The organism is Saccharopolyspora flava (genome assembly GCF_900116135.1).
In the GTDB taxonomy this organism is placed as follows: domain Bacteria; phylum Actinomycetota; class Actinomycetes; order Mycobacteriales; family Pseudonocardiaceae; genus Saccharopolyspora; species Saccharopolyspora flava.
Genome location: NZ_FOZX01000001.1, coordinates 1116933 through 1143134, shown reverse-complemented (window position 1 = coordinate 1143134; position 26202 = coordinate 1116933). Strand labels below are relative to the sequence as shown.

23 protein-coding genes are annotated in these 26202 nt (G+C 71.3%); 7 read left to right on the top strand and 16 right to left on the bottom strand.

Features of this window, described 5'->3' with window-relative positions; translation table 11 throughout:
* Positions 1–125: 125 nt before the first annotated feature.
* The 3 genes from BM424_RS05170 to BM424_RS05160 all read right to left on the bottom strand — a co-directional run bounded on the left by BM424_RS05170 (position 126) and on the right by BM424_RS05160 (position 2613).
* Positions 126–1046: a glycoside hydrolase family 16 protein gene (locus BM424_RS05170; RefSeq protein WP_093414049.1), complete on the bottom strand. Its 921-nt coding sequence runs from the start codon at positions 1044–1046 to the stop codon at positions 126–128.
* Positions 1047–1241: 195 nt separating this feature from the next.
* Positions 1242–1430, bottom strand: a complete 189-nt coding sequence (locus BM424_RS05165; protein ID WP_093414048.1) for a hypothetical protein — start codon at positions 1428–1430, stop codon at positions 1242–1244.
* Entirely contained in the window at positions 1423–2613 is a 1191-nt protein-coding gene (locus BM424_RS05160; RefSeq protein WP_139274004.1) for a PspC domain-containing protein, read from the bottom strand. Before BM424_RS05160 ends, BM424_RS05165 begins: the two co-directional genes overlap by 8 nt.
* A 314-nt stretch (positions 2614–2927) precedes the next feature.
* Here BM424_RS05160 and BM424_RS05155 point away from each other — a divergent pair, with 314 nt between their 5' ends.
* Together BM424_RS05155 and BM424_RS05150 are read left to right on the top strand one after the other, a co-directional pair.
* On the top strand, positions 2928–4313 hold the full coding sequence (locus tag BM424_RS05155) for an ATP-binding protein (RefSeq protein WP_425441974.1): 1386 nt from the start codon (positions 2928–2930) through the stop codon (positions 4311–4313).
* A gap of 41 nt (positions 4314–4354) precedes the next feature.
* Positions 4355–5041 (top strand): response regulator, encoded by a 687-nt coding sequence (locus BM424_RS05150; RefSeq protein ID WP_093414045.1) that lies wholly within the window; start codon positions 4355–4357, stop codon positions 5039–5041.
* A 7-nt stretch (positions 5042–5048) separates the two neighbouring features.
* Here BM424_RS05150 and BM424_RS05145 read toward each other — a convergent pair whose 3' ends face one another.
* Positions 5049–6005 carry a DMT family transporter gene (locus tag BM424_RS05145; protein WP_093414044.1) on the bottom strand — a complete coding sequence of 319 codons (957 nt, stop codon included), beginning with the start codon at positions 6003–6005 and terminating at the stop codon, positions 5049–5051.
* A 112-nt stretch (positions 6006–6117) separates the two neighbouring features.
* Here BM424_RS05145 and BM424_RS05140 point away from each other — a divergent pair, with 112 nt between their 5' ends.
* Complete coding sequence (locus BM424_RS05140) at positions 6118–7014, top strand: LysR family transcriptional regulator (RefSeq protein ID WP_093414042.1); 897 nt, start codon at positions 6118–6120, stop codon at positions 7012–7014.
* 694 nt (positions 7015–7708) lie between these two features.
* Here BM424_RS05140 and BM424_RS05135 read toward each other — a convergent pair.
* The 5 genes from BM424_RS05135 to BM424_RS05115 form a co-directional block, all read right to left on the bottom strand.
* Positions 7709–9274 (bottom strand): serine/threonine-protein kinase, encoded by a 1566-nt coding sequence (locus BM424_RS05135; RefSeq protein ID WP_093414040.1) that lies wholly within the window; start codon positions 9272–9274, stop codon positions 7709–7711.
* Between the two features lie 247 nt (positions 9275–9521).
* Positions 9522–10925 (bottom strand): serine/threonine-protein kinase, encoded by a 1404-nt coding sequence (locus BM424_RS05130; protein WP_093414039.1) that lies wholly within the window; start codon positions 10923–10925, stop codon positions 9522–9524.
* Between the two features lie 451 nt (positions 10926–11376).
* Positions 11377–12123, bottom strand: coding sequence for a hypothetical protein (locus BM424_RS05125; RefSeq protein WP_093414037.1), 747 nt, complete (start codon positions 12121–12123; stop codon positions 11377–11379).
* Positions 12124–12232: 109 nt separating this feature from the next.
* The gene (locus BM424_RS05120; RefSeq protein ID WP_093414036.1) at positions 12233–13213 is read right to left on the bottom strand and encodes a hypothetical protein; all 981 of its coding nucleotides are present in this window, start codon (positions 13211–13213) and stop codon (positions 12233–12235) included.
* Between the two features lie 194 nt (positions 13214–13407).
* Entirely contained in the window at positions 13408–13725 is a 318-nt protein-coding gene (locus BM424_RS05115) for a hypothetical protein (RefSeq protein WP_245775606.1), read from the bottom strand.
* Positions 13726–13850: 125 nt separating this feature from the next.
* Here BM424_RS05115 and BM424_RS05110 point away from each other — a divergent pair, with 125 nt between their 5' ends.
* Together BM424_RS05110 and BM424_RS05105 are read left to right on the top strand one after the other, a co-directional pair.
* Positions 13851–14612: a 3-hydroxybutyrate dehydrogenase gene (locus tag BM424_RS05110; protein ID WP_093414034.1), complete on the top strand. Its 762-nt coding sequence runs from the start codon at positions 13851–13853 to the stop codon at positions 14610–14612.
* A gap of 47 nt (positions 14613–14659) precedes the next feature.
* Positions 14660–15976 carry an MFS transporter gene (locus tag BM424_RS05105; RefSeq protein WP_093414033.1) on the top strand — a complete coding sequence of 439 codons (1317 nt, stop codon included), beginning with the start codon at positions 14660–14662 and terminating at the stop codon, positions 15974–15976.
* Positions 15977–16021: 45 nt separating this feature from the next.
* Here the strand turns inward: BM424_RS05105 and BM424_RS05100 are convergent, their stop codons facing one another.
* Positions 16022–16330: a chorismate mutase gene (locus tag BM424_RS05100; protein WP_093414032.1), complete on the bottom strand. Its 309-nt coding sequence runs from the start codon at positions 16328–16330 to the stop codon at positions 16022–16024.
* 449 nt (positions 16331–16779) lie between these two features.
* Between BM424_RS05100 and BM424_RS05095 the strand changes: the two genes are divergently transcribed.
* Positions 16780–19221, top strand: a complete 2442-nt coding sequence (locus BM424_RS05095) for a UvrD-helicase domain-containing protein (protein WP_093414031.1) — start codon at positions 16780–16782, stop codon at positions 19219–19221.
* Here BM424_RS05095 and BM424_RS05090 read toward each other — a convergent pair.
* Entirely contained in the window at positions 19208–20086 is an 879-nt protein-coding gene (locus tag BM424_RS05090) for a LysR family transcriptional regulator (protein ID WP_245775662.1), read from the bottom strand. The genes BM424_RS05095 and BM424_RS05090 overlap by 14 nt on opposite strands.
* 146 nt (positions 20087–20232) lie before the next feature.
* On the opposite strand from BM424_RS05090, the gene BM424_RS05085 reads away from it, so the two are divergent.
* Positions 20233–21237 carry a YncE family protein gene (locus BM424_RS05085; protein WP_093414029.1) on the top strand — a complete coding sequence of 335 codons (1005 nt, stop codon included), beginning with the start codon at positions 20233–20235 and terminating at the stop codon, positions 21235–21237.
* Positions 21238–21385: 148 nt separating this feature from the next.
* On the opposite strand, the gene kynU is transcribed toward BM424_RS05085, so the two are convergent.
* From kynU to BM424_RS05060, 5 genes are read right to left on the bottom strand one after another with little or no spacing between them, the layout of a single operon-like run.
* Complete coding sequence (gene kynU, locus BM424_RS05080) at positions 21386–22624, bottom strand: kynureninase (protein ID WP_093414673.1); 1239 nt, start codon at positions 22622–22624, stop codon at positions 21386–21388.
* Positions 22624–23439 carry an alpha/beta hydrolase family protein gene (locus tag BM424_RS05075; protein WP_093414028.1) on the bottom strand — a complete coding sequence of 272 codons (816 nt, stop codon included), beginning with the start codon at positions 23437–23439 and terminating at the stop codon, positions 22624–22626. Before BM424_RS05075 ends, kynU begins: the two co-directional genes overlap by 1 nt.
* A complete protein-coding gene (locus tag BM424_RS05070) occupies positions 23429–24277 on the bottom strand; it encodes a tryptophan 2,3-dioxygenase (RefSeq protein WP_093414026.1) in 849 nt (282 codons plus the stop codon). The genes BM424_RS05075 and BM424_RS05070 overlap by 11 nt, the downstream gene beginning before the upstream one ends.
* Before the next feature lie 43 nt (positions 24278–24320).
* Positions 24321–25091 (bottom strand): SDR family oxidoreductase, encoded by a 771-nt coding sequence (locus tag BM424_RS05065; protein ID WP_093414025.1) that lies wholly within the window; start codon positions 25089–25091, stop codon positions 24321–24323.
* Between the two features lie 9 nt (positions 25092–25100).
* Positions 25101–26198 (bottom strand): 2Fe-2S iron-sulfur cluster-binding protein, encoded by a 1098-nt coding sequence (locus BM424_RS05060; RefSeq protein ID WP_093414023.1) that lies wholly within the window; start codon positions 26196–26198, stop codon positions 25101–25103.
* Positions 26199–26202: the final 4 nt, after the last annotated feature.

Genomic DNA, 26202 nt, shown 5'->3' with positions numbered 1-26202 from the left:
AGACGTCTGAGAACCCGCGGCGGTGCAAGCGTCTTAGGTGGGGTACTGAGAAAGCGGCTTCGCCGCTTGCCTGACGTGAAGAAGGGCCCCTCTGACCTGGTCAGAGGGGCCCTTTCAGGTTCGGCTCACTGCTCGACCTTGACCCAGTCGATCAGGTAGCGGGCCGTTCCGGCCTTGATCTTGTCGACGCTCTCCTGCGGCAGGCCCGGGTAGGGCTCCGTGACGCCGTTGACGTTCTGCGGGTACTGACCGCCGGTGGCGAAGTTCAGGATCATGTACTGCGGGTCGTCGAAGACCCAGGTCCAGCCGTTGGCGTCGAACTCGGCCTTGGTGACCTGGTAGGTCTGGGTGTCGTCGACGAAGAAGGTGAAGCCCTCCGGCGTCCAGTCCACCCGGTAGGTGTGCCAGTCCGCCGGGTCCTTGCCCTCGAAGTTCTGCTGGTGGGTGATCGGGGTGTCGCCGTTGTACTCGGGGCCGTGCATCGCCGAGCTCGTCCACGGCTCGCCGACGTGCTCCATCACGTCGACCTCGCCGCACTCCGGCCACGGCTTGCCCTCGTTGATGCTGGTGCCCAGCGACCACCACGCCGGCCACAGGCCCGAGCCGGTGGCGTTCTCCGGCAGCTTGATGCGCGCCGAGTAGCTGCCGTAGGTGAACTCGAACTTGTCCTCGGTCTTCACCCGGCCGGACACGAAGTCGTAGGTGCCGCCGTCGGGCGCCTGGAAGCCCTGCTGGTAGCGCGGGTGCAGCGCGAGCGCGCCGTTCTGGGCGCCGGTGTTGCCGTCGTCGTGGTCGATGTAGATCGTGTCGGGCGAGTCGACGTAGGCCTGCTGCTCGTTGTTGACGGTCCCGAAGTTCTCACCGGTCACCTCGACCTGCCACTTCGAGCGGTCGAGCTCGTTGCCGGAGAAGTCGTCGAAGAAGACCTCCGCGCGCGGCTTCACGTCCTTGGGTGCTTCAGCCGGGTTCGCTCCCGCCGCCGCGGACGGCAGCGAGACGAACAGGGCGAGCACGGCGCCGCCTGCGAGCAAGCGGTTCCTGGTCATAGCCAGCTCCTTGCGGGGATGTTGGGAGCAACGCTGTTCGGATCGATCAAGACCGCAGTATCAGCAGATCGGAGCCGCGCTCGGGGCCGGTTGTCGTGTTTTGGAAAGGGTGCAGACGGATCGATCGGTGACGAACGGGAAAAATTCCCGGAAAACCTCGACGCGATCGCGAAAACCCCGGTGGAACTGGCAAATTCACTCGGCCCGCCGACGCAGCGAGGCGATCAGCAGCACGCCGCCGACGACCACCGCGGCCCCGGCGAGGATCCACTGCAGGAAGCTCGACAGGTCGAGCGCGACGGTGGCCGTGATGATCAGCGCGACGGCGCCCGCGACCAGCAGGACCGGGTCCGGGCCCTCGTGGGGCGTGCTCTCGTCAGTCACGGATGACCTCCACGTTTCCGGTGCCCACGCTCGCGTTGAGCACGAGTTTTCCACCGCCGGGCCCGTCCGGGCCGACGTCGGTGACCGATCGGTCCAGGTGCTCGCCGTTGGCGAGCTCGTTCAGGCAGCTGATCTCGCCGATCTCGGCGCGGCAGTGCGCCGTGACGTCCACAGTGGAGGGAACCCGGATCAGGACCCGCCCGGCGCCGACCGTCGCGTCGGTCTGCACGACCTGGTCGGTGCTGATGCGCAGGTCGGACAGGTCCAGCTCGATGGTTCCCGCCGTGCGGTCGTAGCTCGGCAGCACCTGGGTGGTCTCGACCGGGGTGACCCGCAGGTCGCCCACGCTCAGATCGCCGTCGAGCCGGTAGTCGTCGGCGACCGAGGGAACCAGCGCGAACATCGCCAGCAGCGCCGCGATCAGGATCGGCCAGCGACCCGCGTGCAGGAACGCGCCGAGCACCATCGCCGCCCCGAGCACGCCCAGCGCCACGGCCGCGGCGGGCCCGCCCCCGGCTCCCGAGGCCGAGACCAGCACCGCCGCCAGGAGCGCGAGCAGCACCGCGACCGGGTTGTACCAGCGGTACCGCCGAGCCTTCGGCTCCGGTGGTTCGGGCTCGGCCGGTTCCGGCAGGTCCCACGCGAACGGCGCCGCGCCCAGCGGATCCCACGCGGGCGGGGTCCGCTGCTCGGCCGCGGTGCTCGGGTAGACCCAGGTGTTCTCGCCGGTCGGGGTGGCCTGCGGCGGCGGGTTCGACGTGCCCGTCACCTGGCGGTCGCCCTGGTTGCGGTGCAGCAGGTACAGCGCGACCGGGCCGGCCGCCAGCCCCAGCACCGACATCGAGCTGATCATCCACATCATGCTCGGGAGCAGCAGGAGCACCAGCACCACCACGATCCAGGTGTCGGTGGGTTCCCGGCTCGGCGTCGTCTGGCCGGGCAGCGGCGGCGCCTCCTTCGGGAACAGCAGCCAGCCCAGCATGTAGAGGACGACGCCGGCGCCGCCGTAGCAGGCCAGCACCACGAAGGCGACGCGCACGAGGATCGGGTCGACGCCGTAGCGGCGCGCGATCGCCGCCGACACACCCGCCGCTTTCGACCCGCTGCGCGGCCGGACCGGGCGGGTGGCCCAGAAGTCGCGCAGGGTGGCCTCGACACCGCCGGACTGCTGCGTGCTGTTCATGCCGACCACTATCCGACGCGACCCACGTCCCGGGAATCCGGGACCTCCCTGAGACCATCCCCGGTGTCCTCGCCTCCTCGTCCCGAGGTGGGGGAGGTTTTCATGAAAACTGCGATCTCCCAGAGCACGTCGGGAACGGACCTCCGAGAGGTCTTCGACCAGGTCACCCCGGTGGTGGTGTCCGTGGGGTGGGGACAGTTTTCATGAAAACCGTCATCACCCACGGCACCGGGAACGGGTGAGGTTCTCATGAGAACTGCGCCGACTCCGGGTAGGTCAGGGGACGTCCCTGATGCCCGGGGTCTCTCGACCGTGTGACCATCGAAAACGTGACGGCCCCCGATGAGCAGAACCCGCAGCGGCACCCGCCGCATCCGGCGCACGCGCCGCAACCGCCGCATCCGCCGCGCAAGGTGAATCCGATGCGGACCGATCCGCGGATGCGGCAGGGCGACGTCCCCACCGAGCGGATGCTGCCGGTGCTCCCGCAGCTGCACCGGACCCGCGACGGGCGGCTGCTGGCCGGGGTGTGCGCGGGCGTGGCCGAACACCTGGGCGTCCGGGTGCTGTGGGTGCGGATGACCTTCGCGGTGCTGTCCGCGCTGGGCGGCGCCGGGATCCTCGGGTACGCGCTGCTGTGGGCGTTCGTGCCGCAGGGCGGCGGATCGCGTCCGGCGACGAAGCGGGAGTGGCAGCAGGGCTTCGGGATCGTGCTGCTCGGCGTCGGCGCGCTCGCCGGCTTCGGCGCCGTGCTGTCGATGCCGACGTGGCTGACGGTCCCGCTCGTGGTGGCCCTGGTGGGTGCGGCGGTGGTGTGGCGGGAGGCGGACGACTCACAACGCCGCCGCTGGAGGCAGGGCGCCCGCTCCGGGGTCGCGGGCGCCCTGCTCGGCTCGGGTGCCCGCAGCGCCTGGATCCGCGTGATGGCCGGTGCCGCGCTCGTCGTCCTCGGCATGGTGCTGCTGGTGGGCAGCACCACCTCGCTGGACGCGCTGCCGACCGGACTGCTGGCCTCGGGCGCCACGCTGGTCGGCGTCGCCGTGCTCACCGTGCCCTGGTGGGTGCGGATGGTGCGCGACCTCAACGTCGAGCGCTCCAGCCGCATCCGCTCGCAGGAGCGCGCCGAGATCGCCGCGCACCTGCACGACTCGGTGCTGCAGACGCTGGCGCTGATCCAGAAGCAGGCCGGTTCCGAGCGCGAGGTCCGCAGGCTCGCCCGGGGGCAGGAGCGCGAGCTGCGCGGCTGGCTCTACGGCCCCGACGGCTACGGCGCGGCCGGGGACAGCGCGGTGCCCTCCGGGGCGGAGAAGGGCACCTTCGCCGCCGAGGTGGCGCGCATCTGCGGTGAGGTCGAGGACCACTTCGCGATCACCGTGCAGCAGGTCGTGGTCGGCGACTGCGAGGTCGACGACCGGCTCACCGCGTTGGTCAACGCGGCCCGCGAGGCGCTGGTCAACGCGGCCAAGCACGCCGGGGTCTGCGAGGTCAGCGTCTACGCGGAGGTCGAACCCGAGGTCGTGTCGGTGTTCGTGCGCGACCGGGGCGCCGGGTTCGACCCGGACCAGGTCCCCGAGGACCGGCACGGGCTCGCCGACTCCGTCCGCGGTCGCGTGCAGCGGCACGGCGGCAAGGTCAAGGTGCGTACCTCGCCCGGTCAGGGCACCGAGGTCGCGATGGAAATGCCCGGGTCGGCGCCGTGAGGCGTAGCCTGCCAGGGGAAACGACGTTTTCGGAGGATGTTGTGACCGGTGAAGCCACCGAGGGGCCGGGCGCGGTCCGGGTGTTCCTCGTCGACGATCACGCGCTGTTCCGCGCCGGTGTGCGCGCCGAGCTCGCCGCCGCCGACGGCGTCGAGGTCGTGGGCGAGGCGGGCTCGGTGGCCGAGGCCGTGGCCGGCATCGGCCACTTCCGGCCCGAGGTGGTGCTGCTCGACGTCCACATGCCCGACGGCGGCGGCGCCGAGGTGCTGCGGCAGGTCCGCGCCCGCTCCGGCGACGACAAGGGCGAGATCGTCTTCCTGGCCCTGTCGGTCTCCGACGCGGCCGAGGACGTGATCGCGGTGATCCGCGGCGGCGCCCGCGGCTACGTCACCAAGACGATCTCCGGGCGCGAGCTGGTGGACGCGATCACCCGGGTCAAGGCCGGTGACGCGGTGTTCTCGCCGCGACTGGCGGGATTCGTCCTCGACGCCTTCTCCGAGGGGCCCAACGCCGCCCCGGTCGGCGACCCCGAGCTGGACCTGCTGACCCGCCGCGAGCGCGAGGTCCTGCGGCTGCTCGCGCGGGGATACGCCTACAAGGAGATCGCCTCGGAGCTGTTCATCTCGGTCAAGACCGTGGAGACCCACGTGTCCAGCGTGCTGCGCAAGACCCAGCTGTCCAACCGCTACGAGCTCTCCCGCTGGGCCTCGGACCGCCGCCTCGTCTGACCGGGGGTCACTTCGCGGGGTGGTTGGTGGCGAGTTCGGCGTAGATCCCGGAACCCCGCCGGAAGAACGCGCGGAGCCGGCCGGTCGCCGACGGGCCGGACGTCCTGCGGTGGGTGAGGGCCACGCCGAGCAGCACGATCACCATCCCGAGCAGGACCCGGAGCGGGAGCTGCTCGCCGAGCAGCAACCAGCCGAGCAGGACCGAGAAGACGGGCATCACGTAGGTGACGGTGGACGCGGTGGTGGGGCCCTCGTCGCCGATCAGGCGGTAGTTCAGGGCGAAACCGATGCCGGTGCCGACCACGCCCAGCGCGAGGACCGCCAGCAGCGCCACCGGGTTCCAGTGCACCATCCGCAGGCCGTCGATCGGCAGCGCGAGCACCGAGAACCCGATCGCTGCGGTGAGCTGCATGCTCGCCAGGGCCAGCGGCGGCGTGCCGCGCCCGGTGATGAACCGTCCTGTGTAGACGAACCCGATGCCGTAGCTGGCCGACGCGGCGACGCACGCGAGCACGCCCCAGCCCAGCATCCCGCTTCCCTGCCACGGCGCGAAGATGACCAGCACGCCGAGGAATCCGAGCAGCAGGCCCGCGGCACGGCGGGGCGGCAGCGCCTCGCGGCCGGCGAGCAGGCCGAACAGCACCGTCCACAGCGGCGTGGTCGCGTTGAGCACTCCCGCCAGTCCCGATTCGACGCTCTGCTCGCCGATGCCCAGCAGCACCCACGGCAGCGCGTTGGCGAACACCGCGGCGACGGCGACGTGCCGCCACAGGGTGCGGTCGCCGGGGGTGCGCAGGCCGCGCACCGCGCAGATCGCCAGCAGCGTCAGCGCGCCCAGCACGATGCGGCCCAGCGCGATCTGCGTCGGGGACAGGGCCTCCAGGCCCAGCTTGATCAGCAGGAAGCTCGCGCCCCAGAACAGCGCGAGCGCGCCCAGCCGCAGGTAGCTGGTCGGGTTGTTCATGATCGCTCCCCAGTGCCGTTGATGTCCGTGAGACCAGCTTGAGGAAGCGGAGACGTAAGGACAAGCGAATTAATCTCAACGAACCTTTAAGCAATCCTGTACGGTTGGGGTCATGCTCGACGTTCGGCGGATGCAGGTCCTGCGCGCGGTGGTCACCAGCGGATCGGTGAGCGCCGCCGCGTCCAACCTCGGCTTCACCCCCTCGGCCATCAGCCAGCAGCTCGCCACGCTGGAGAAGGAGGCCGGGACGCCGCTGCTGGAGAAGGCCGGTCGCGGCCTGCGGCCGACCCCGGCGGGCACGCTGCTCGCCGAGCGCGCCGGTCGGATCGCCGACCTGCTCGGCGAGACCGAGGCGGAGCTCGCCGACATCCGGGCGGGACGCACGGGTCTGCTGCGGCTGCGGTTCTTCACCACCGCGGCCGTCGGCCTGATCCCGCAGGCCGTGGCGAAGTTCCGCGCCGAGCACCCGGAGGTGCAGCTGGACCTCCAGCTGCAGGAGGAGGGGCTGCTCGACGACGTCGCGGCCGGGGAGTCGGACCTCGCGGTCGTCGTGCTCGGCGCGTCGGTGCCGGAGCTGCGCGGGGTGCGGTTCGTGCACCTGGCCGACGACCCGTACCGCCTGGTGCTGCCCGCCTCGCACCCGCAGGCCGACCAGGCGAGCGTCGACATGGCCAAGCTGGCGCACGACTCGTGGGTCAACAGCGCGGTCACCGACGGCGGCATCTGCTCCCGGCTGCTCGAAGACGCCTACGCCAGCGCCGGTTTCACGCCGCGCGTCGTGGTCGAGACCGACAGCACCTACTCAGCGCAGAGCTTCGTCGCCGCCGGCATGGGGATCGCGCTGGTGCCAAGGCTGGGGCTGGAGGTCGTGCACCCGGGCGTGGAGATCTGCGAGATCACCAAGCCGGCGCCGACCCGCCGCCTCCACCTCGCCGTCCGCGAAGCCGTAGCCGACCTCCCCGCAACCCGCTCCCTCCAGGACTGCCTCCACGAGGTGGCCCAACGGTGAGGCGCCCCGATTTCGGGGCGCTCGGGGGTCTGGAGGGGGACAGTTTCAGGCTACGTTTCGCAAGGAACGCGACCAAGGTGACCCAAGCTTTAGTAAACGCGACCCACTACGGATACGTTTCGATAGGCAGTGGAAATTTCTTCTGAAATTGGCAGACCCCACAACGAAAGAAAACCACGAAACGACGCCAATTTCTGGAGAAATTGCCACTCCGCACGCAAGCAGCTCGACCCCGCGAAGCGCTCCCGAGGAACCCCGTGGGGGTGGTGACAGTTTTCATGAAAACTGTCCGGCCCCTCGGGGTCTCTTTGTGGAGGGGGTCCCGGCCCTCGAGGTGGTTGAACTGGGATTTCGGGGTCCCGTCGTGTGGGTGGAGTGACAGTTTTCATGAAAACTGTCCCGACCCCTCGGGGTCGTCTTGGGAGCGCTCCGCGGGGTGCTTTGGGTGCGCGCGGAGGGGCAATTTCGTCCGAAATTGGCTGCGTTTCGTGGTTTTCTTACGTCACGCGGTCCGCCAATTTCAAACGAAATTTCCCCTGCCTTTCGAAACGTATCCGTAGTGGGTCGCGTTTACCAAAGCTTGGGTCGCCTCGGTCGCGTTCGTTTCGAAACGTACCCGCGGTGGGTCGCCTCTACCAAAGCTTGGGTCGCCTTGGTCGCGTCCGTTTCGAAACGTACCCGCCGTGTCGGGGGCTCAGGTGTGGTTGTCGGTGTTGATCAGGGCGTCTCCGTCGGTGTTGGCGACCATGCCCAGGACGTGCATCTCGGTGCTCTTCTTGCCGTCCTTGGTGAACTGGAGCGTCACCACGACGTTGGCGCCGGACTGGATCGGCTCGCCGACGATCTTGACGTCGTCGATCTGCTTCCAGAAGTCTTCGTAGCGCTCCTTGCCCTGGGACTGGAGGCTCGGGCCGAGCAGCTTCCACGCGTCGTCGAGCTCCTTGGGCACCAGCGTGTAGTACTTCTTGACCGTGGCGACCAGCTTCTCCTTGGTCACCTGCTTCTTGGTGCTCGTCGCGCTCGACGTCGGGGCCTGGCTGCTGGTGGTCGGAGCCGCCGAGGACGTCGTCGGGGTCGCCGAGGTCGTCGGGGCCGGTGCAGCGACCGGCGCCGGCTTCGGGGCGGGCCGCGGCGGCGCGCCCTGGTTCGAGCCGGAACCGAACGCGTTCGCGGCCAGCACGCCCACCAGGACCGCCACCACGATCGCCACGATCCACAGCGCCACCTGCTTGCCACCGCGACGCGGCTCTGCGGGGGCGGCCGCGACCGGGGCCGCACCGCCCACGCGGGTCGGCGGGTTCGCCCCGCCGCCCATGCCGCCGCTCGGCATGCCGCCCTGGTAGGCCATCGTCGGCGCACCGGTCGGCGGAGGCGGTGCCGGGGCCTGCTGCTGACGCTGCCAGCCCGCACCGGCGCCCGGGGCCGCGTTGGGCACCGGACGGCCGTCGAGGACGGCCTGCAGCAGGTCGCGGGTGTGCGCCATCGTCGGCCGGTCCACCGGGTCCGGGCACAGCATCTGCATCAGCACCGGAGTCATCGGCCCCGCCTGGCGCGGCGGCTCGAACTGACCGCGCGCGACCCGGTGCAGCAGGCTGATCGCGTTCTCGTCGGTGCCGAACGGCGGACCGCCCTCGATCGCCGCGTACAGCGTCGAACCCAGCGAGAACACGTCCGAGGCCGGTGCCGGGTCGCGGCCCAGCGCGACCTCCGGCGCCAGGTAGGCGGGCGTGCCCGCGAGGATGCCGCTCTTGGTGACCGCGACGTCGCCGATGGCCCGCGAGATGCCGAAGTCGGTGATCTTGGCGAGGTCGTTCTCGCCGAGCAGGATGTTGCCCGGCTTGAGGTCGCGGTGGACGATGCCCGCCATGTGCGCGGCGGCCAGCGCACCGGCCACCTGCACGCCGATCCGGGCCACCCGCATCGGCGGCTGCACGCCCTGCTCGTCGATGACGGCGGCGAGGCTGGTCGAGGGCAGGTACTCCATGACCAGCACGGGCTGGCCCTCGTCCTCGGCCACGTCGAACACGACGATGGCGTTCTGGTGCTGGAGGCGGGCGGCGATGCGGCCTTCGCGCATCGACCTCTGCCGCGCTTCCTCAGTCTCCTCGGGGGTGTAACCGGGCTGCAGCAGCAGTTGCTTGACGGCGATCGTGCGGTGGAGGCGCTCGTCGACGGCCTTCCACACCACGCCCATGGCGCCGCTGCCGATCTTTTGCTGCAAGCGGTACCGGCCCGCGATCAAACGACCTTCGGCGCTCACCGGTGTCTCCTGGTACTGGCTCGCCCCACGGGGCTCGCCTGTCTGAGGACTGCCTGTTTTCTCGTTAGCAATGAGGACGGACCGGACTCCCCGCTGCCGGCTTCACCCGACGGTGTCACGCCCGCAGTCACGTTACTGGGCGGCCCCTCCGGGTCGGCACCCCGGGGCCGGAATGCGCCTGCGGCCGGGGTGCTCACCAGGTGATGAGCATCCCGGCCGCAGGGCGTCGAGAGGATCGCCGACTACCTCACTGGGTGGTGACGCTGCCGGACTGGCTCGTCCGGGTGCTCGTCGGCTCGCTGGAGGTCTCCTCGGCGCTCGACGTCGGCTGCTGGGTCGACGTGGGCTCCTCGCTGGAGGTCGTCGGCTCCTCGGCCGAGGACGTCGGCTCCTTCGTGGAGGTCCGCGTCGGCTTCTTGCTGGTCGTCGTCTCCTCCGAGGTGGTCTCCGGCGGCGGGGCCGGGATCTGGGGAGCTTCCGACTGCTGGTTGGCCGGCTGCGGCGGCGGTTCCTGCGGGCGCAGCGCGGAGGTCACCAGGACCGCGATCACCGCGACGGCGGCCAGCGCGATCGCCGAGATGATCACCGGCCGCTTGCTGCTGCGCCGCGGCTCCTCGTAGACCGCCGAGTCGGCCCGCGGGTCGGCGCCCATGTAGGACGTCGCGTCCTCGTACGGGCGCTCCGAGTACGGGTCGTCGTCGTAGTAGGCGACCGTGGTGCCCGCGGCGGCGCCCGCACCCGCGCCCATCACGCTCGTCGCCTCTTCCGGGGTCTCCGGGGCCAGCGCGGGCGGGATCGGAGCGGCCATCGTTGGGATGGAGTTCACCGAGCCGCCGTCGGCCACGGCCTGCAGCATCTCGCGGGACTGCGCCATGTCCGGCCGGTCCTGCACGCGGGCGGCCATCATCGCCATCAGCGGCTGGGCCATCGGGCCCGCCTGCTGCGGCGGCTCGATCTTGCCCGCGGCCACCGCGTGCAGCAGCGCCAGCGTGTTCTCGTTCAGGCCGAACGGCGGGTGGCCCTCGATGGCCGCGTACAGCGTCGCGCCCAGCGAGAACACGTCCGAGGCCGGAGTCGGCTCCTGGCCCATCGCCACGTCCGGCGACAGGTACGCCGGGGTGCCCGCGAGCATGCCGGTCTTGGTGACCTGCACGTCGCCCTGAGCTCGGGAGATGCCGAAGTCGGTGATCTTCACCTGGCCGTTGTCGCCGAGCAGGATGTTGCCCGGCTTGATGTCGCGGTGCACGACACCGGCCGCGTGCGCGGCGCCGAGCGCCGAGGCGACCTCCGCGCCGATCCGCGCCACCTCGCGCGGCGGCAGTGGCCCGTGCTCGGACATCATCGCGGCCAGGCTCGTCGACGGCAGGTACTCCATGACGAGGACGGGCTGTCCCTCGTCCTCGGCCACGTCGTACACCGAGATCGCGTTCGAGTGCTGGAGCCGGGCCGCGATCCGGCCCTCTCTCATTGCCCGTTGCCGCGCTTCCTCGGCTTCACCCGGATCCAGACCGGGCTGCAACAGCAACTGCTTGACCGCAACGGTGCGGTGCAGGCGCTCGTCAACACACTCCCACACCACGCCCATCGCGCCACTGCCGATGCGTCGCTGCACCCGGTAGCGTCCGGCGACCAGGCGACCTTCGTCGCTCACCGACGTCTCCCCGTACTGCTATCGATGCCCAGCGTTGCCACCGCCCGGAGACCCGGGCGCCGTCCCACCGGACACCGGCGGATTAGGGCGGACCGCCATCGGCCCCCCATGAGTACACGTTTCCAGCACGACTCGGGTTGCCACCGAACCGCGATACGGCAGCCTAGCCGACGCCGTGTGGGCGTAGGTCCGAAGTCGAAAAGATCGGTACGACCTGTTTCGACTCGGCGCCGTCCGATCCGGACGCCCGGGTGATCCGGGCAGTTCGCCCAGCTGTTTGCGCTGGTGATCCGGATCTGGGCCGTCCGGCATCGCCGGGTTCGTGACCCGCGGCGCCGACCGGCTCACGCCACGGTACCGGCGGAGGGGTTGCTGGTGGGCGGGGGTGCCGGTGGTGACGGGTCGTTGCCGCATTGTTGTGCACCTCAGCGGCGGGCCTCCGGGACCTCGCTCAGCCCGGCGGCAGCTGCTTGGCGCTGCGCAGTTCGGCCCCGACGATGCGCGGCAGCGGCCCCGGCGAGACCTCCAGGTGCTGTTCGAGCAGCACCCGGCGGCCGTCCGGGTACACGGCCTCGACCTGCGCGGAGACCGCTCCGTCGGACTCCAGCCGCAGGTCCACGAGGCGCACCGCGCTGACCGCCTCCCACGCCCGGTGGATCTCCTCGGACTGCCCGAGCTCGGGTGCGATGAGCTCGCCGAGCCGGTCCGGGGCGTCCTGGGCGCGGCGGTAGAAGTCCTCGACGAGGCCGAGGGTGGTCTCGGCGCTGCCCGCGGCGGGGTTGGCCAGGTGGGCGTCGTCCGGTTCGGTCGCGACGACGGTGCCGCCGCCCTCGACGGCGGTGGTGAACCCGGCGTTGTCGTGGAACGGCCAGGCGGCCTGCAGCACCAGGTCCGGGCGCAGCGCGAGGGCGCCGCTGATCGCGGCGGCGGAGTCGGTGGGGCGGGGCAGCTGCGCGGGCTTGGCCATGACCAGCGCGCCCGCCCCGGCGGCGGAGAGCAGCAGGAGCAGCCCGAGCGCGGCCAGCGCGAGCCGCCCGCCCGGCGGCGAGGCGGCGGTGAGGTCGGGTCGCTCGTCGAGCTCACCGGCGAGCAGGACCTGCTCGGGGGTGTGCGGCCCGCGGCGGATCAGCTCGGCGACCGTCACGGTGTGGTCGAGCTCGGGGGTGCCGAACGCCGGTCGATCGCTGGGATGGTCCACGGCCTGAAGACGTACCCGTCTGCTGCGGTCAGGGGAAGACTTCTGGCAGAGATCACCGAATGGGGTGGTCCTGGAGATCACGAACGGAGCAGTGGATCACGTTCCGTGATCACGAGAGCCGGTCGTCGGACGAGATCAGCGGCTGCTCGGCCATCTCGTAGCGCAGGATCCGCCGCTCGGTGCGCACCGAGCCGTCGGGCAGGGTCAGCCGCAGCGTGTGCGTGGTGCTCGTCGGCGTCACGTAGACCTGCGTGACCTCGACCTTCGACGCGAACGAGTAGCGGGCGGCGAAGGCCTGGTAGCCCTCCTCGCGCAGCTTCCCGGTCGTCAGGGCGTAGGCGCCGGGCAGGTCGCCCGCGGCGATCGCGTCGAAGTACTGCTCGCTGCTGCGCTGCATGCCCTCGGTGTCGGTGAGCTTGAGCAGCTGCGGCGCCTCGGTCGTGGGCGGCCTGCTGGTGGTCGGCGGCGCGCTCGTGCCGGGAGCACCGCCGCCCGGGGACTCCGGCAGGTCACCGGTCCCGTCCTCGCCGGGCTCCGGGGCCGTGGTCCCGGTCGGCTGCGGTCCCGAGATCAGCCGGTTCGGGCTGCTCGACGGGGGTGGCGCGGCGCTGGCCGTCGAGGGCCGGGTGGGATCGCCGGTGAGGAAGTACGGATCGCGCGGCAGGGGCGGGTAGGCGCCGCCGCGCGGCATGCTCGGCAGGTCCAGGCCCTCGATGCGGGTGGTGTGGCTGGACACCAGCGTCGTGGCGAACACCAGGCCGCCCAGCGCGGCAGCCGACGAGGCGATGGCGAACCAGGCCGCGCGGCGCCACGTGCGCGGCGGGGTCACCGAGGCGGGCACCATGCCGAGGTCGAACTTGTGCAGCCCGCCCACGGGTGCGGTGTCGGTCAGCGGGTCGATCACCAGCCGGGGCGAGGAGTCCTCGGACCCGACCCGCTGCGCGGGCACCGGGGCCCAGGCGGCGCCGGTGTCGGTCTTGCGATGCCGGCCGGGCGCCGGTTCCGGGAATGCCGGTTCCGGGGCCGGTTCCAGGGGTGGCGGCGGCCAATCGAGTCGGCCGCTCCAGCCGGTGGTTCTGCCGCTGTGCATCGGAGTCTCGACTTCCTGCAAGTCGTGAGGGGTTCACGGCGAGCTTCGCGTGAGGAAGATCGGCCCTCCGAATGGAGCTCTTGATGCATCGAACGGGTGATATCAGCGCAGAACCACCCGGACGAACGTCACCGAAAGGCGGTTCCGAGGTGCGCGCGTCGAAGCCGGCACCTCGGAACCGGCACCTCAGGAGCTCAGAACTGCCCCTTGCGGAAGCGGCTCTGCGTGGTCCCCAGCGCCTTGAGCGACCCCGCGCCGCCGCCGAGGGCCAGCAGCGTCGCGAAGACGTCCGCTCCCACGCCGCCGCTGCTGATCACCAGCGCCAGCAGCGTGACGCCGAGGCCGACGCCCGCGACCGGGTAGCGCTTCTTGGCGAACTCGACGGCCGGCTGACCGCCGGGCCGCTTCTTCGCCGCCGAGGTCAGCATCGCCAGATAACCCGCGTGTCCCGCCGCCGCGATCACCGCAGCGATCGTCACCAGGAGCGCGACCAGACCGATAACCATGCCCATGACCACAGTCTGCTCCTTGACGCGGCATGTCCGATATGGGGGATCGCCCTGATTCCGGGATCGGTTCGAAAAGGTTGTGAATCAAGTCTGGTTTGAGATCGTCGTCACGCTTAGGTTCTGTCGCTATGAGCGAGCGAACCGGTCTCGATCTGAACGGCAAGCGGGTCCTGGTCACCGGGGCCGCCAGCGGCATCGGAGCCGCTGTGAGCAGGGGATTCGCCGCGGCGGGAGCCGAGGTGATCGCGGTCGACCGCAACGCCGAGGCGGTCGCGGCGCTCGCCGACGAGCTGGGGGCGCGGGCCCGCGTCGTCGACCTCGCCGATCCGGACAACGCCGACGGCCTGGGCGAGGGCGCCGACGTCGTGGTCAACAACGCCGGTCTGCAGCACGTCGCGCCGGTGCAGGAGTTCCCGACCGAGGTCTTCGGCACGATCCTGCGCGTCATGGTCGAGTCGCCGTTCCGCATCGTCCGCTCGGCCCTGCCGGGCATGTACCGGAACGGCTGGGGGCGGGTCATCAACATCTCGTCGGTCCACGGCCTGCGGGCCTCGGCGTTCAAGAGCGCCTACGTCACCGCCAAGCACGGCATCGAGGGGCTGTCCAAGACGATCGCGCTGGAGGGCGCCGCCTACGGCGTCACCTCCAACTGCCTCAACCCGGGCTTCGTGCGCACCCCGCTGGTGGAGCGGCAGGTGGCCGAGCAGGCCCGGCTGCACCGGGTGCCCGAGGAGCAGGTCGTCGAGGACGTGCTGCTGGCCCGCACCCCGGTGAAGCGGCTGGTCGAACCGGACGAGGTCGCCGACCTCGCGGTCTGGCTGTGCGGGCCCGGGACCGCGTCGATCACCGGAGCGTCGCTGTCCGTGGACGGGGGCTGGACGGCGAACTGACCCAGGTTTTCCCAGGTGACCACGGCCCGTCAAGGAGGACGCCAGCCATGACAACCGAGCCCGCTCCCGCCAGATCCTCGACCGCCAGGGTGGTGCTGGCGAGCCTCGTCGGCACCACCGTCGAGTGGTACGACTTCTTCCTCTACGGTTCCGCCGCCGCGCTGGTGTTCAACAAGCTGTTCTTCCCGGCCGGCGACCCGCTGATGGGCACCCTGCTTGCGTTCATCACCTACGCCGTCGGCTTCGTCGCCCGGCCGCTGGGCGGGCTGGTGTTCGGCCACTTCGGCGACCGCATCGGGCGCAAGAAGCTGCTGGTCCTGAGCCTGGTGATGATGGGCGGCGCGACGTTCGCGATCGGCCTGCTGCCCACCTACCAGTCGGTGGGCGTGCTGGCTCCGCTGCTGCTCACCGCGTTGCGGCTGATCCAGGGCTTCGCCATCGGCGGCGAGTGGGGCGGGGCGGTGCTCATCGTCTCCGAGCACGGGTCCGGCGATCGCCGCGGTTACTGGGCGTCCTGGCCGCAGGCCGGGGTGCCGCTGGGCAACGTCTTCGGCACCGCGGTGCTGGCCGTGCTGGCCGCGGTGCAGTCCGACGAGGCCTTCCTGGCCTGGGGCTGGCGCGTGGCGTTCCTGCTCTCCGGCGTGCTGGTGCTGATCGGGCTGTGGGTGCGGCTGGCGGTCGCCGAGTCGCCGGTGTTCCTGGAGGCCCAGCGCCAGGCGCGGGAGGCCGGGGCCGAGCAGAAGCCGCCGATCCTGGAGGTGCTGCGGCGCTACCGGAGCGAGGTGCTGACCGCGATGGGCGCCCGGTTCGCCGAGAACGTCGTCTACTACGTGCTGACCTCGTTCGTGCTCACCTACGTGTCCACGTTCCTGGACCTGCCGCGCGGCGTCGCCCTCAACGCGGCGCTGATCGCCTCGGTGCTGCACTTCATCAGCATCCCGGTCTGGGGCGCGCTGTCGGACCGGTTCGGGCGGCGGCCGATCTACCTGCTGGGCACCGTCGGCACGGGCGTGTGGGCGTTCTTCTTCTTCACGATGCTCGACACCAAGTCGTTCTGGGTGATCACCTTCGCGACCACCGTGGGCCTGGTGTTCCACGGCGCGATGTACGGGCCGCAGGCGGCGTTCTTCGCGGAGCTGTTCGGCACCCGGGTCCGCTACTCGGGGGCGTCGATCGGCTACCAGCTGGCGTCGATCGTGGCCGGGTCGCTGGCGCCGATCATCGCGACCGCGCTGCTGGCCTCGTTCGGCTCGTCCGTGCCGATCTCGATCTACGTGGCGCTGTGCTCAGTGGTGACGCTGGTCGCGGTGCTGCGCGCCCCGGAGACGCGGGAGCGCGACCTCGCCGCCGACCACGCGGTGTGACGCCGAAGGGCGCCTCCGACCAGGTCGGAGGCGCCCTCAGGGGTGTCAGGAATGGCCCAGCCGGCCCCTGCCGAGGCGGAGCAGGATCATGGCGATCTCGCGTCCCTCCGGCCCGAGCTCGCGGTAGCGGGCGAGCACGTCCATCTCGCGGTTGTAGACGATGCGCGGGCCGCCCGCGGCCATGCGGGCCTGCCCGACCTGCTGCGAGACCTCTGCGCGGCGCTTGATCAGGCGCAGGATCTCGGCGTCGAGGTAGTCGATCTCCTCGCGGAAGTTGGTGATGGCCTCCGCGGCGGCCTTCTCAGCCGAGGGCTTCTCGGACTGCGGTTGGTCACCGTCCACAGTGGCGTTCATCGGACGTCATCCTCCGGCTCCGGCCCCGTTCCCGTCCCGGAACGCGAAACGCCCCGAGTCCGAGGACTCCGGGGCGTCGTAGTGGTTTTCGTGCTCACGCAGCTACGGGCGCCGGAGTCCCGGGCCCGTAGAAAAACTCGTACTGCTGCGTCCGCACGCTTCCAGTCTGCCACAACCCGGACGACCGATCCACCACCTGGCCGAGGCGTCCCAGCCTTTGGACGGCCTTAACGGCGGAGCCGTTATCTCTTCACCCCACCTGGGCAACTCGCACCGCCGCGGGTTCTGACACGTCGTCTGGTGAGGACAGCCGTGACGCCGTGTATTGGCATACATCAGGAGCGGCTCCCGGAGCCAGGCGGCGTGTCAGGTTCCGCTACCTGCACCGCCACGCAAGGCGAGCTCACTGAAAAATCCGCGTCGGGGGTGTTCGGTAACGTGGTCAGGCGATGAGCACCCCTCTCGATCTCGAATTCCAGGGCGACGAGCCCGCGCAGCCCGCCCGCCGCTCCGGGCCGGACCCGGACGCGCTGCTGGCCGGGCTCAACCCGCAGCAGCGCGAGGCCGTGACGCACACCGGCTCGCCGCTGCTGGTCGTGGCCGGTGCCGGGTCGGGCAAGACGCGGGTGCTCACCAACCGCATCGCCTACCTGCTGGCCAGCGGTGCCCACCCCGGTCAGATCATGGCGATCACCTTCACCAACAAGGCCGCGGCCGAGATGAAGGAGCGGGTCGCCGACCTGGTCGGGCGCCGGGCCAACGTCATGTGGGTCTCGACGTTCCACTCGATGTGCGTGCGGGTGCTGCGCCGCGAGGCCAAGACGCTGGGCATGTCGTCGAACTTCTCGATCTACGACTCCGACGACTCCAAGCGGCTGATCACCATGATCGCCCGCGAGCAGGACCTTGACTCGAAGCGCTACCCGGCGAAGACGCTGTCGATCCACATCTCGAACCTGAAGAACGAGCTGCTCACGCCCGAGGACGCCGCGCAGCAGGCGGGCAACGACGTGGAGCGCAAGGTCGCCCAGGTCTACGCCGCCTACCAGCGCAGGCTCGCCGAGTCCAACGCGATGGACTTCGACGACCTGATCATGCGCACGGTCGAGCTGCTGCAGCAGCACCCGGCGGTCGCCGAGTACTACCGCCGCCGCTTCCGCCACGTGCTCGTCGACGAGTACCAGGACACCAACCACGCGCAGTACGTGCTGGTCAGGGAGCTGGTCGGGACCGAGCCGACGGAGAGCGGCGTCGAACCGGCGGAGCTGTGCGTGGTCGGTGACGCCGACCAGTCGATCTACGCGTTCCGCGGCGCCACGATCCGCAACATCGAGGAGTTCGAGCGGGACTACCCGCAGGCCCGCAGCATCCTGCTGGAGCAGAACTACCGGTCCACGCAGACGATCCTGTCGGCCGCGAACGCGGTGATCAAGCGCAACCCGAACCGCCGCGACAAGCGGCTGTGGAGCGACGCCGGCGACGGCGAGCCGATCGTGGGCTACGTCGCCGACAACGAGCACGACGAGGCCGCCTTCGTCGCCGGCGAGATCGACCGGCTGGTCGACCAGGGCGAGGCCACGTTCAACGACATCGCGGTCTTCTACCGCACCAACAACCAGTCGCGCGTGTTCGAGGAGGTGTTCATCCGCCTCGGCCTGCCGTACCGGGTCGTCGGCGGGGTGCGCTTCTACGAGCGGCGCGAGGTCCGCGACGCCCTCGCCTACCTGCGGGTTCTCGACAACCCGGACGACACGGTGAGCGTGCGGCGGATCCTCAACGTGCCCAAGCGCGGCATCGGCGACCGGGCGGAGGCCGTGGTCGCGGCGCACGCCGAGCAGGAGCGGATCTCGTTCACCACCGCGCTGCGCAAGGCCGCGGCCGGGGACGTGCCGCTGCTCAACACGCGCGCCCGCAACGCGATCTCGGGCTTCGTGGAGCTGCTCGACGAGCTGAACCGGGTCGCCGCCGAGAACGACGTCGCCGAAACCCTCGACACGGTCCTGGAGCGCACCGGGTACCGCGGCGAGCTGGAGGCCAGCGACGACCCGCAGGACGCGACCCGGCTGGAGAACCTGACCGAGCTGATCACCGTCGCCCGCGAGTTCACCGAGGCCCGGGCGGGGGAGCCGCTGCCGGTCGACGCGGAGGCGTCCCCGTCGGCGGAGGCCGTGGTCTCCGGCGTCGGTCCTGAGGAGGACGACGAGAACCCGATCGCCGACGACTCGCTGGCGGCGTTCCTGGAGCGCGTCTCGCTGGTCGCCGACGCCGACTCGCTGCCCGAGACCGGCGACGGGCTGGTCACGCTGATGACCCTGCACACCGCCAAGGGCCTGGAGTTCCCGGTGGTGTTCTCCGGCGGCTGGGAGGACGGCGTCTTCCCGCACACCCGCGCCCTGGGCGACCCGGCCGAGCTCGCCGAGGAGCGGCGGCTGGCTTACGTCGGCATCACCCGGGCCCGCCAGCGGCTGTACCTGTCGCGCGCCATGATGCGTTCGGCGTGGGGGCAGCCGATGACGAACCCGGCGTCGCGGTTCCTCACCGAGATCCCCGAGGAGCTGATGGAGTGGCGCCGGGTCGAGCCCGAGCGCGCGGCCCCGCAGGTGCGCAGCACCTGGGGCAGCCGGGGCGGCGGTTTCGACCGCACCGGCGGCGACTCGGCTCAGGCCGGGCTGGCCGAGCGCGGTATGCGCAGCACCGGGATGAAGGGCTGGAAGGACACGGTCGCCCTCAAGCTCGAAGCCGGCGACAAGGTCACCCACGACAAGTACGGCCTGGGCACGGTCGTCGCCACCGATGGTGAAGGCCCCCGAGCCACGGCCACCATCGACTTCGGCACGGCGGGCACGGTCAAGCTCATGCTCATCGGCAGCGTCCCCCTCACCAAGCTCTGAGGAACGTCTCCCGGATCCGGTCCCGGAGCCAGCGGTGCGCCGGGTCGGCCTCGTTGCGCGGGTGCCAGGCCATGCCGATGGTGATCGGCGGCAGCCGCAGCGGGACCGGGAAGGTGCGCAGACCGAAGCCGCGAGCGGCGGCTTCGGTCGTGAGGCAGACCAGGTCGCTGTCGCGGGCCAGCGCCAGCGCCGACGCGTGACGCGGCAGCACCACCGAAACCCGGCGCCGCAGGCCGATTTCGGCGAGCGCGTCGTCGACCGGGCCCCACGACCGGCCCCGGCGCGAGGCGCTGATGTGGTCCGCCGCGGCGAACCGCTCCGGTGTCACCGGCGCGTCGGTGAGCGGGTGCGCGGGCCGGACCGCGCCGACCAGTTCCGTCGAGGCCAGTTCCGCCGTGCGGGTTTCCGGGTCGAGGTGGTCGAGCACGCCGACCTCGACGTCCACCAGCCCGTCGCGGAGCGAGTTGGTCCCCTCCGTGCTCTCGGGAGCGAATCGCAGCGTCACCCCCGGTGCTTCGCTGTTGAGGGATTCCAGCAGCGGGGCGGCGGTGGAGACCAGCAGGAGATCGCTGGTCTGGACGGTGAAGGTCCGCACGAGCGAGGCCGGGTCCGCGGGGCTCCCGCGCGTCAGCAGCGCGGTCGAGGCGGCGACCACCGCGCGGACCTCGTCGCGCAGTTCCAGCGCACGTGGGGTCGGCACCATCCCCTGGCCGGCCCGGACCAGCACGGGATCGCCGAGGATCCGCCGGATCCGGCTCAGCGTGCGGCTCATCGCCGCGGGTGAGGTGCGCATCCGCTCGGCGGCACGGGTGACGCTCTGCTCGCTGAGCAACGCGTCCAGCGCGGCCAACAGGTTGAGGTCCACGTTCGACAACGGTGCTCCCGACCTCGGACATTGCGTTCGCGGCAATGATCCCATGCCGACGTGGCCATCGACGCAATTCCTCTCACGGGCAACGCTGGAGGCGAGCCCGCGATCGCGGGAATGCGCGAATCCACCGAGGAGACGACATGGCGAACGCCGACCTGCTGGCCGTGGTGAGCCAGAGCGGTCCGACCGTCACCTTCTTCAACGCCGAGACCCACGAGGTGCACGGTGTTCTGGAGGTGCCCGCCGAACCCCACGAGCTGTGCTTCGACCCCGATCAGCGCCTGCTGTACTGCACGATCGCCTACCGGGGCGGGTACTACCACGCCAACGAGGGGCGGGCGACGGAACTGGTGGTGATCGACCCCGATGAGCGGCGGATCGTGCAGGTCGTGGACCTGTCGCCGGAGCACGCGCCGCACGGCCTGGCGCTCGATCGCGAGCGCGGCCTGCTGTACGTGAGCGTCGAGGAAGGACCGGCCGGGTCGGGCGGGTTGGTGGTGCTCGACACCGCGACCAGGGAGGTCACCGGCCGGATCGACACCGAGGCGCCGGGGCCGCACTGGTTCGCGATCACCCCCGACGGCCGGCGCGGCTACGCGGCCAACAAGGAGGCCGGGTTCGTCTCGTCGGTCGACCTGACGACCGGTGCGCCGCACCGCATCCCGGTCCCGGGCAGCGAGGGGATCGCGGTGTCGCCGGACGGCGCGGAGATCTTCGTCGCCGCTCCGTACGGCGGTGGGGAAGACCGGGGGACTCCCGGGATCCGCGTCATCGACACCGCGAGCGACGAGGTGGTGCGCACGATTCCGGCCGACCACCAGGTGTTCCCGGTGCACGTGACGAGTCGGGGTCTGCTGCTGACCGGCGAGGTGCGCACGTCCTCCGACCCGGTCGCGTTCGGGGACCAGGGCGCGGGACTGCTGTCGGTCCACCGCGACGGTCAGCGGATCGGGCAGATCGACGTCGGGCGGCTGCCGCTGACGATCGCCTCCTCACCGGACGGGCACCGGGCCTGGGTGTCGGCGGTGTCGTCCTCCACGGTCTCCGTCGTGGACCTCGACGACCTCTCGGTGGTGGCCACCCTGCCCATCCCGCGCCGCGGAGAACCCGGAGCCCACGGCCTCGCCTTCATCCCGGCGTCCTAGACCCGGATGCTGGGTCCCGGAGGGGTGCGCACGTCACCAGGCGACAGTTTTAGCCATAACTGCGCATGATCAATGCCCGAAATGTCTGGGTAATTATGGCTAAAACTGTCCCACTGCCGGGGACCGTCGGGGCGGGAGAGCGCTCGGGTCAGGTCACCGCACCGGGGCGGTTCGGGGTGGGGTCGTAGTCGCTGGTGGTGATCGTGCGGTGGAGGTGGGTGGTTGCTGCGAGGACGTCCTGGTGGGAGGTGTAGAGGGCGTTGACGCCGAAGCGGAGGACGTCGGGGGCTCGCATGTCGGCGATGACGCCTTGGGTGGCCAGGGCTTGGATGAGGCCGTAGGCGTGGGGGTGGCGGAGGGAGACCTGGCTGGCTCGGATGTCTGGGTTGGTCGGGGTGATCGGCTCGAAACCCTCCGGGGCCAGCAGGTCTTCGGCGCAGCGGAGGAAGAACCCGGTCAGCGACAGGCTCTTCGCGCGGACCTGTGCCAGGTCGACGCCGTCGAACGCGGACAGCGCGGCCTCCAGGGCCAGCAGCGACAGGATCGGCGGGGTGCCGATGCGGGCGCGGGCGATGCCGGGAGCGGGGACGTAGTCGGCCGCCAGGCCGAACGGTTCGGCGTGCCCGGTCCAGCCGTGGAGCGGGGTGCGCCACGAGTCGTGGTGCCGCGCGGCCGCGTACAGGAACGCGGGCGCGCCCGGACCGCCGGAGAGGAACTTGTAGCCGCAGCCGACGGCGAAGTCCACCCCGAGGTCGTCGAGGTGCACCGGCATCGCCCCGGCCGCGTGGCACAGGTCCCACACCGCCAGCGCGCCGACCTCGTGGGCGGCGGAGGTCAGCGCGGCCATGTCGTGCAGTTCGCCGGTGCGGAAGTCGACCGGCGAGTAGCTGATCGCCGCGACCCGATCGCCGTGCGAGGCCAGGAAATCCGGCAGGTCGGCGGGCGCGACCCGGCGGACCTCGCGGCCGTGCAGGCGGGCGACCGAGTCCGCCAGGTACCGGTCGGTGGGGAAGTGCTCCGGGTCGGTGACCAGCAGCGACCGGTCGGGGCGCAGGTCGCAGGCCGCGCTGAGCGCGGTGAACAGCTGCACGCTGGTGGAGTCCCCGGCCACCACCTGGCCCGGGGCGGCGCCGATCAGCGCGCCGACGGCGTCGCCGACCCGCAGCGGCGACTCCCACCAGTCGTTGTCGTTCCAGGAGCGGATCAGGTCGGTGCCCCACTGGCGGTGCACCACGTCCTCCAGCACCGGCGGCACCGCCGCGGGCAGCGGGCCCAGCGAGTTCCCGTCGAGGTAGATCACGCCCTCGGGCAGCAGGAAGCGGTCCCGGACGTGCGCCAGCGGGTCGGCGGCGTCGAGCTGGTCGGCGAGTTCGGCGAGTTCGGTCATCACGAGCACTCTCCCGCATCGGCGTCGCGTTCACGGGACAACCGCCACAGCACGTCGGCCACCGCGGCCGCGGCCGGGTTGTCGGGTTCGATCAGCGCGTAGTGGCCGGTGTCCGGCAGCACCACGGTCTCCAGGTCGTCGTGGACCTTCGCGTAGTCGGTGAACTGCCCGTGCGGCACCTCCTCGTCGGCGTCGCCGTGCAGCAGCACCGTGCGCACGCCCGTGGTCCGGGCCTCGGCCAGCAGCGTCACCGGGTCCACCAGCGGCAGCCGCTCCTCGAACTCCTCGGCCCCCATGAGCTGCACCGCGGCACCGTCGCTGAGGTCGTCGCGGCGGGTGGCGGTCAGGTCGGTGATCGGGGCCAGCGCCAGCACCGCGTCGGGCAGCCGCGTCGAGTGCCACGGCGAGTCGGCGGGCAGCAGTCCGCGCGCCGCGCACCACAGCGCCAGGTGACCGCCGGAGCAGTGCCCGGCCAGCACGTACGGGCGCCCGGCGGGCAGCTCGTCGACGATGCGGGCCACGTCGTCGAAGGTCTCCGGGTACCCGCCCGCACCGCCGGAGCGGCGGAAACCGGGCAGCAGCACGGAGAACCCCTGCCGCGCCAGGTAGGAGGCGAACGGGGTCAGGTGCATCCGGTCGTAGCGCCAGTAGCCGCCGTGCAGCAGCACCACCAGCGGACCGTCGCCCGGCCACTCGTCGTAGCCGTGGTGCGGGTGCTCGCCGTACTTGCCGTGCTTCGGCGCCAGCACCGGCTTGAGGCTCAGCACCCGCTGCTCCTCGGCCGCCGCGCGCGCGGAGATCTCCCTAGAGGGCACCGCGGGCCTCCCACAGCTCGGGGAAGACCGGGATCGCGGCCCGCTTCTCCAGGTACTTCACGCCCGCCGACCCGGCGCTGCCGGGCTTGGAGCCCATCGCGCGGCGCACCACCATCACGTGGTCCAGCCGCCAGCGGGTGATCGTCTCGGCGACGTCGGTGAGCAGCTCGCCCAGCCGCAGCAGCGGGTGATGCTGGTTCCCGGCGTAGATCTGCCGCCACACCTCCACCACGCCCGGGTCGGACGCGTAGGGCTCGGTGACGTCGCGGGTGAGCACGTGCTCGGGCACGTCGAACCCCTCGCGGTGCAGGAACCGCAGCACCTCGTCGTACAGCGAGGGCTCCTCGTAGGCCTCGCTCAGTCCCTTGTGGACATCGGGGTCGCCGGAGTGCGCGCGCAGCAGCGCCGTGGACTTCTGCCCGATGAGGAACTCCATGTGCCGCTGCATCGCCGACTGGAACCCGGAGGCCTTGCCGAAGGCGGCGCGGAAACCGTTGAACTGCACCGGGGTCAGCGAGGCGATCGGCGCCCACGAGCCGTTGAGGGCCTGCAGGCCCCGGCGGCTGCGCTGCAGCGCGTCCATCGCGGTGTCGAGCTCGTCGGCGCGGAACGCCTCCCGCGCGGCCCGCCACTCGTGGACGATCAGGGTGAACCACAGCTCCATCACCTGCGTGGTGACCAGGAAACCCATCTCGTCGGCGGCGTCGGTCAGCGGTTCCTGCAGCGTGTTGAGCAGCGTCGCGCGGACGTACTCGTCGTAGGGGCTGGCGCCCTGGAACGGCTGGGTCAGGGGGTCGTCGGTGGACAGCTCCGCGAGGGCGGAGGCGCGGTCGGTCATCACCACTCCTACGGGGACCGGAGGTTGCGGGATTCGGTGTTGCTCAGATCCGGACGCCGCCGCTGGCGTCGATCCACTGCCCGGTGGTCCAGCCGGCATCGCCGCTGGCCGCGAACGCGACGACGGCGGCGATGTCCTCGGGCTGCCCGAGCCGGTCGAACACCGACTCGGCCGAGTAGGCCCGGCGGATCTCCGGGTTGCGCAGGGTCGGGTTGATCTCGGTTTCGGTGAAGCCGGGCGCGACCGCGTTGACCCTGATGCCGCGCGGTCCGAGCTCCTTGGCCAGGGCGAGGGTGAAGGTGTCCAGGGCGCCCTTGCTCATCGTGTAGGCGATGATCGCCGGGTAGGCGAAGCGCGTGGTCACCGACGAGACGTTGACGATGGCGCCGCCGTCGCGCAGCCGCGGGAGTCCGCGTTGGACGACGAAGAACGGCGCGCGGGTGTTGATCGCGAACAGCCGGTCGTAGTCCTCCTCGGTGACGTTGGCGATGGTGCGCGGCAGCGTGATGCCGGCGTTGTTGACCAGCACGTCCAGCCCGGGTTTGGCGTCCTGGCCGGCGATCTCGCGGTCGAAGGACTCCCAGAGGGCGTCGGCGTCGCCGGGGACGCCGAGCTCGGCGTGCACCGGGAACGCCCGGCCGCCGTCGGCGATGATCTCCTTGACGGTGCGCTCGGCGGCGGCGTGGTCGTGGCCGTAGTGCACGGCGACCAGGGCGCCTTCGGCGGCGAGCCGCCTGCTGATCGCCCTGCCGATGCCGCGGCTGCCGCCGGTGACCAGGGCGGTGCGGCCTTCGTGGCGCGGTGTGGGGGTCACGTCGTCTCCTCAGACGTCGAAGTCGAGCGCGAGCTCGTCGGTGCGGGGGCGGGCGCGGCAGGCGAGCGTGTAGCCGTCGGCCAGGTCGGCGGGGTCGAGGGCGTGCTGCGGTCCGAGCGCGACCGCACCGGCGACGACCTTGGCGCGGCAGCTGCCGCACACGCCGTCGCGGCAGGAGTAGGGCACTTCGGGCCGGTGCCGCAGCACCGCGTCGAGCACCACCCGGTCCTGCGGCAGCATCGTCACGCTGCTGGTGCGACCCCCGAGCGTCGCCGAGATCCGGCCACCCCCGGGCGTGTCGGTCTCCGCGTCGAAAACCCCGGTTTTCGTCGTGTCGAAAACCCCGGTTTTCGCGCCGTCGAATGTTGCGGTTTTTGACGGGAAGGAGTGGAAGAGCTCGGTGCGGACGTGGTCGGCGGGGACGTCGTGGAGGGCGTCGCGCGCGGTGGCCAGCAGGCCGGGCGGGCCGCACAGCGCGAACCGCGCGCCGGGGGCGGTGTCGAGCAGTTCCAGCAGTCGCCGCAGCTTCGGCGGGTCGAGCCTGCCGGTGCACAGCTCGCTGCCGCCGGTCTCGCGGGTCAGGACGTGCAGCACGTCGAAGCGGTCCAGGAACTCGTCCTTGAGCAGGGCGAGCTCGTCGGCGAGCAGGGCGTCGGCGGCGGTGCGCACCGAGTGGATCAGCGAGACCCGGCAGTCCGGGTCACCGCGGAGCGCGGCCGCGGCCATCGGGGCGAGCGGGGTGATCCCGCTGCCGCCCGCGAGCAGCACGTGGTGCGCGCCGGGAGCGTCCGGCAGGCCGAAACTCCCCGTGGGAGCGGACAGTTCGAGCGCGTCGCCGCACTTGAGCTCGGTGCGCGCGTAGGTGCCGAAACCGCCCGGCGTGACGGGGGTGAGCACCAGCCGCAGGGCCGTCGGGTCGTCCGGCGGCGGGCAGATCGAGTAGCTCCGCCGCAGCTCACCGGCCGGGGCGCGGTGCCGGACCACGACGTGCTGTCCCGGCCGGTGGGCGAAGGTCTCGGTGAGCTCCGGCGGCACGCGCAGCGACAGCGCCACGGACTCGGCCGGGAGGTGCTCGATGCGGGTGACGTCCAGCGGGTACCAGGTCATCGGG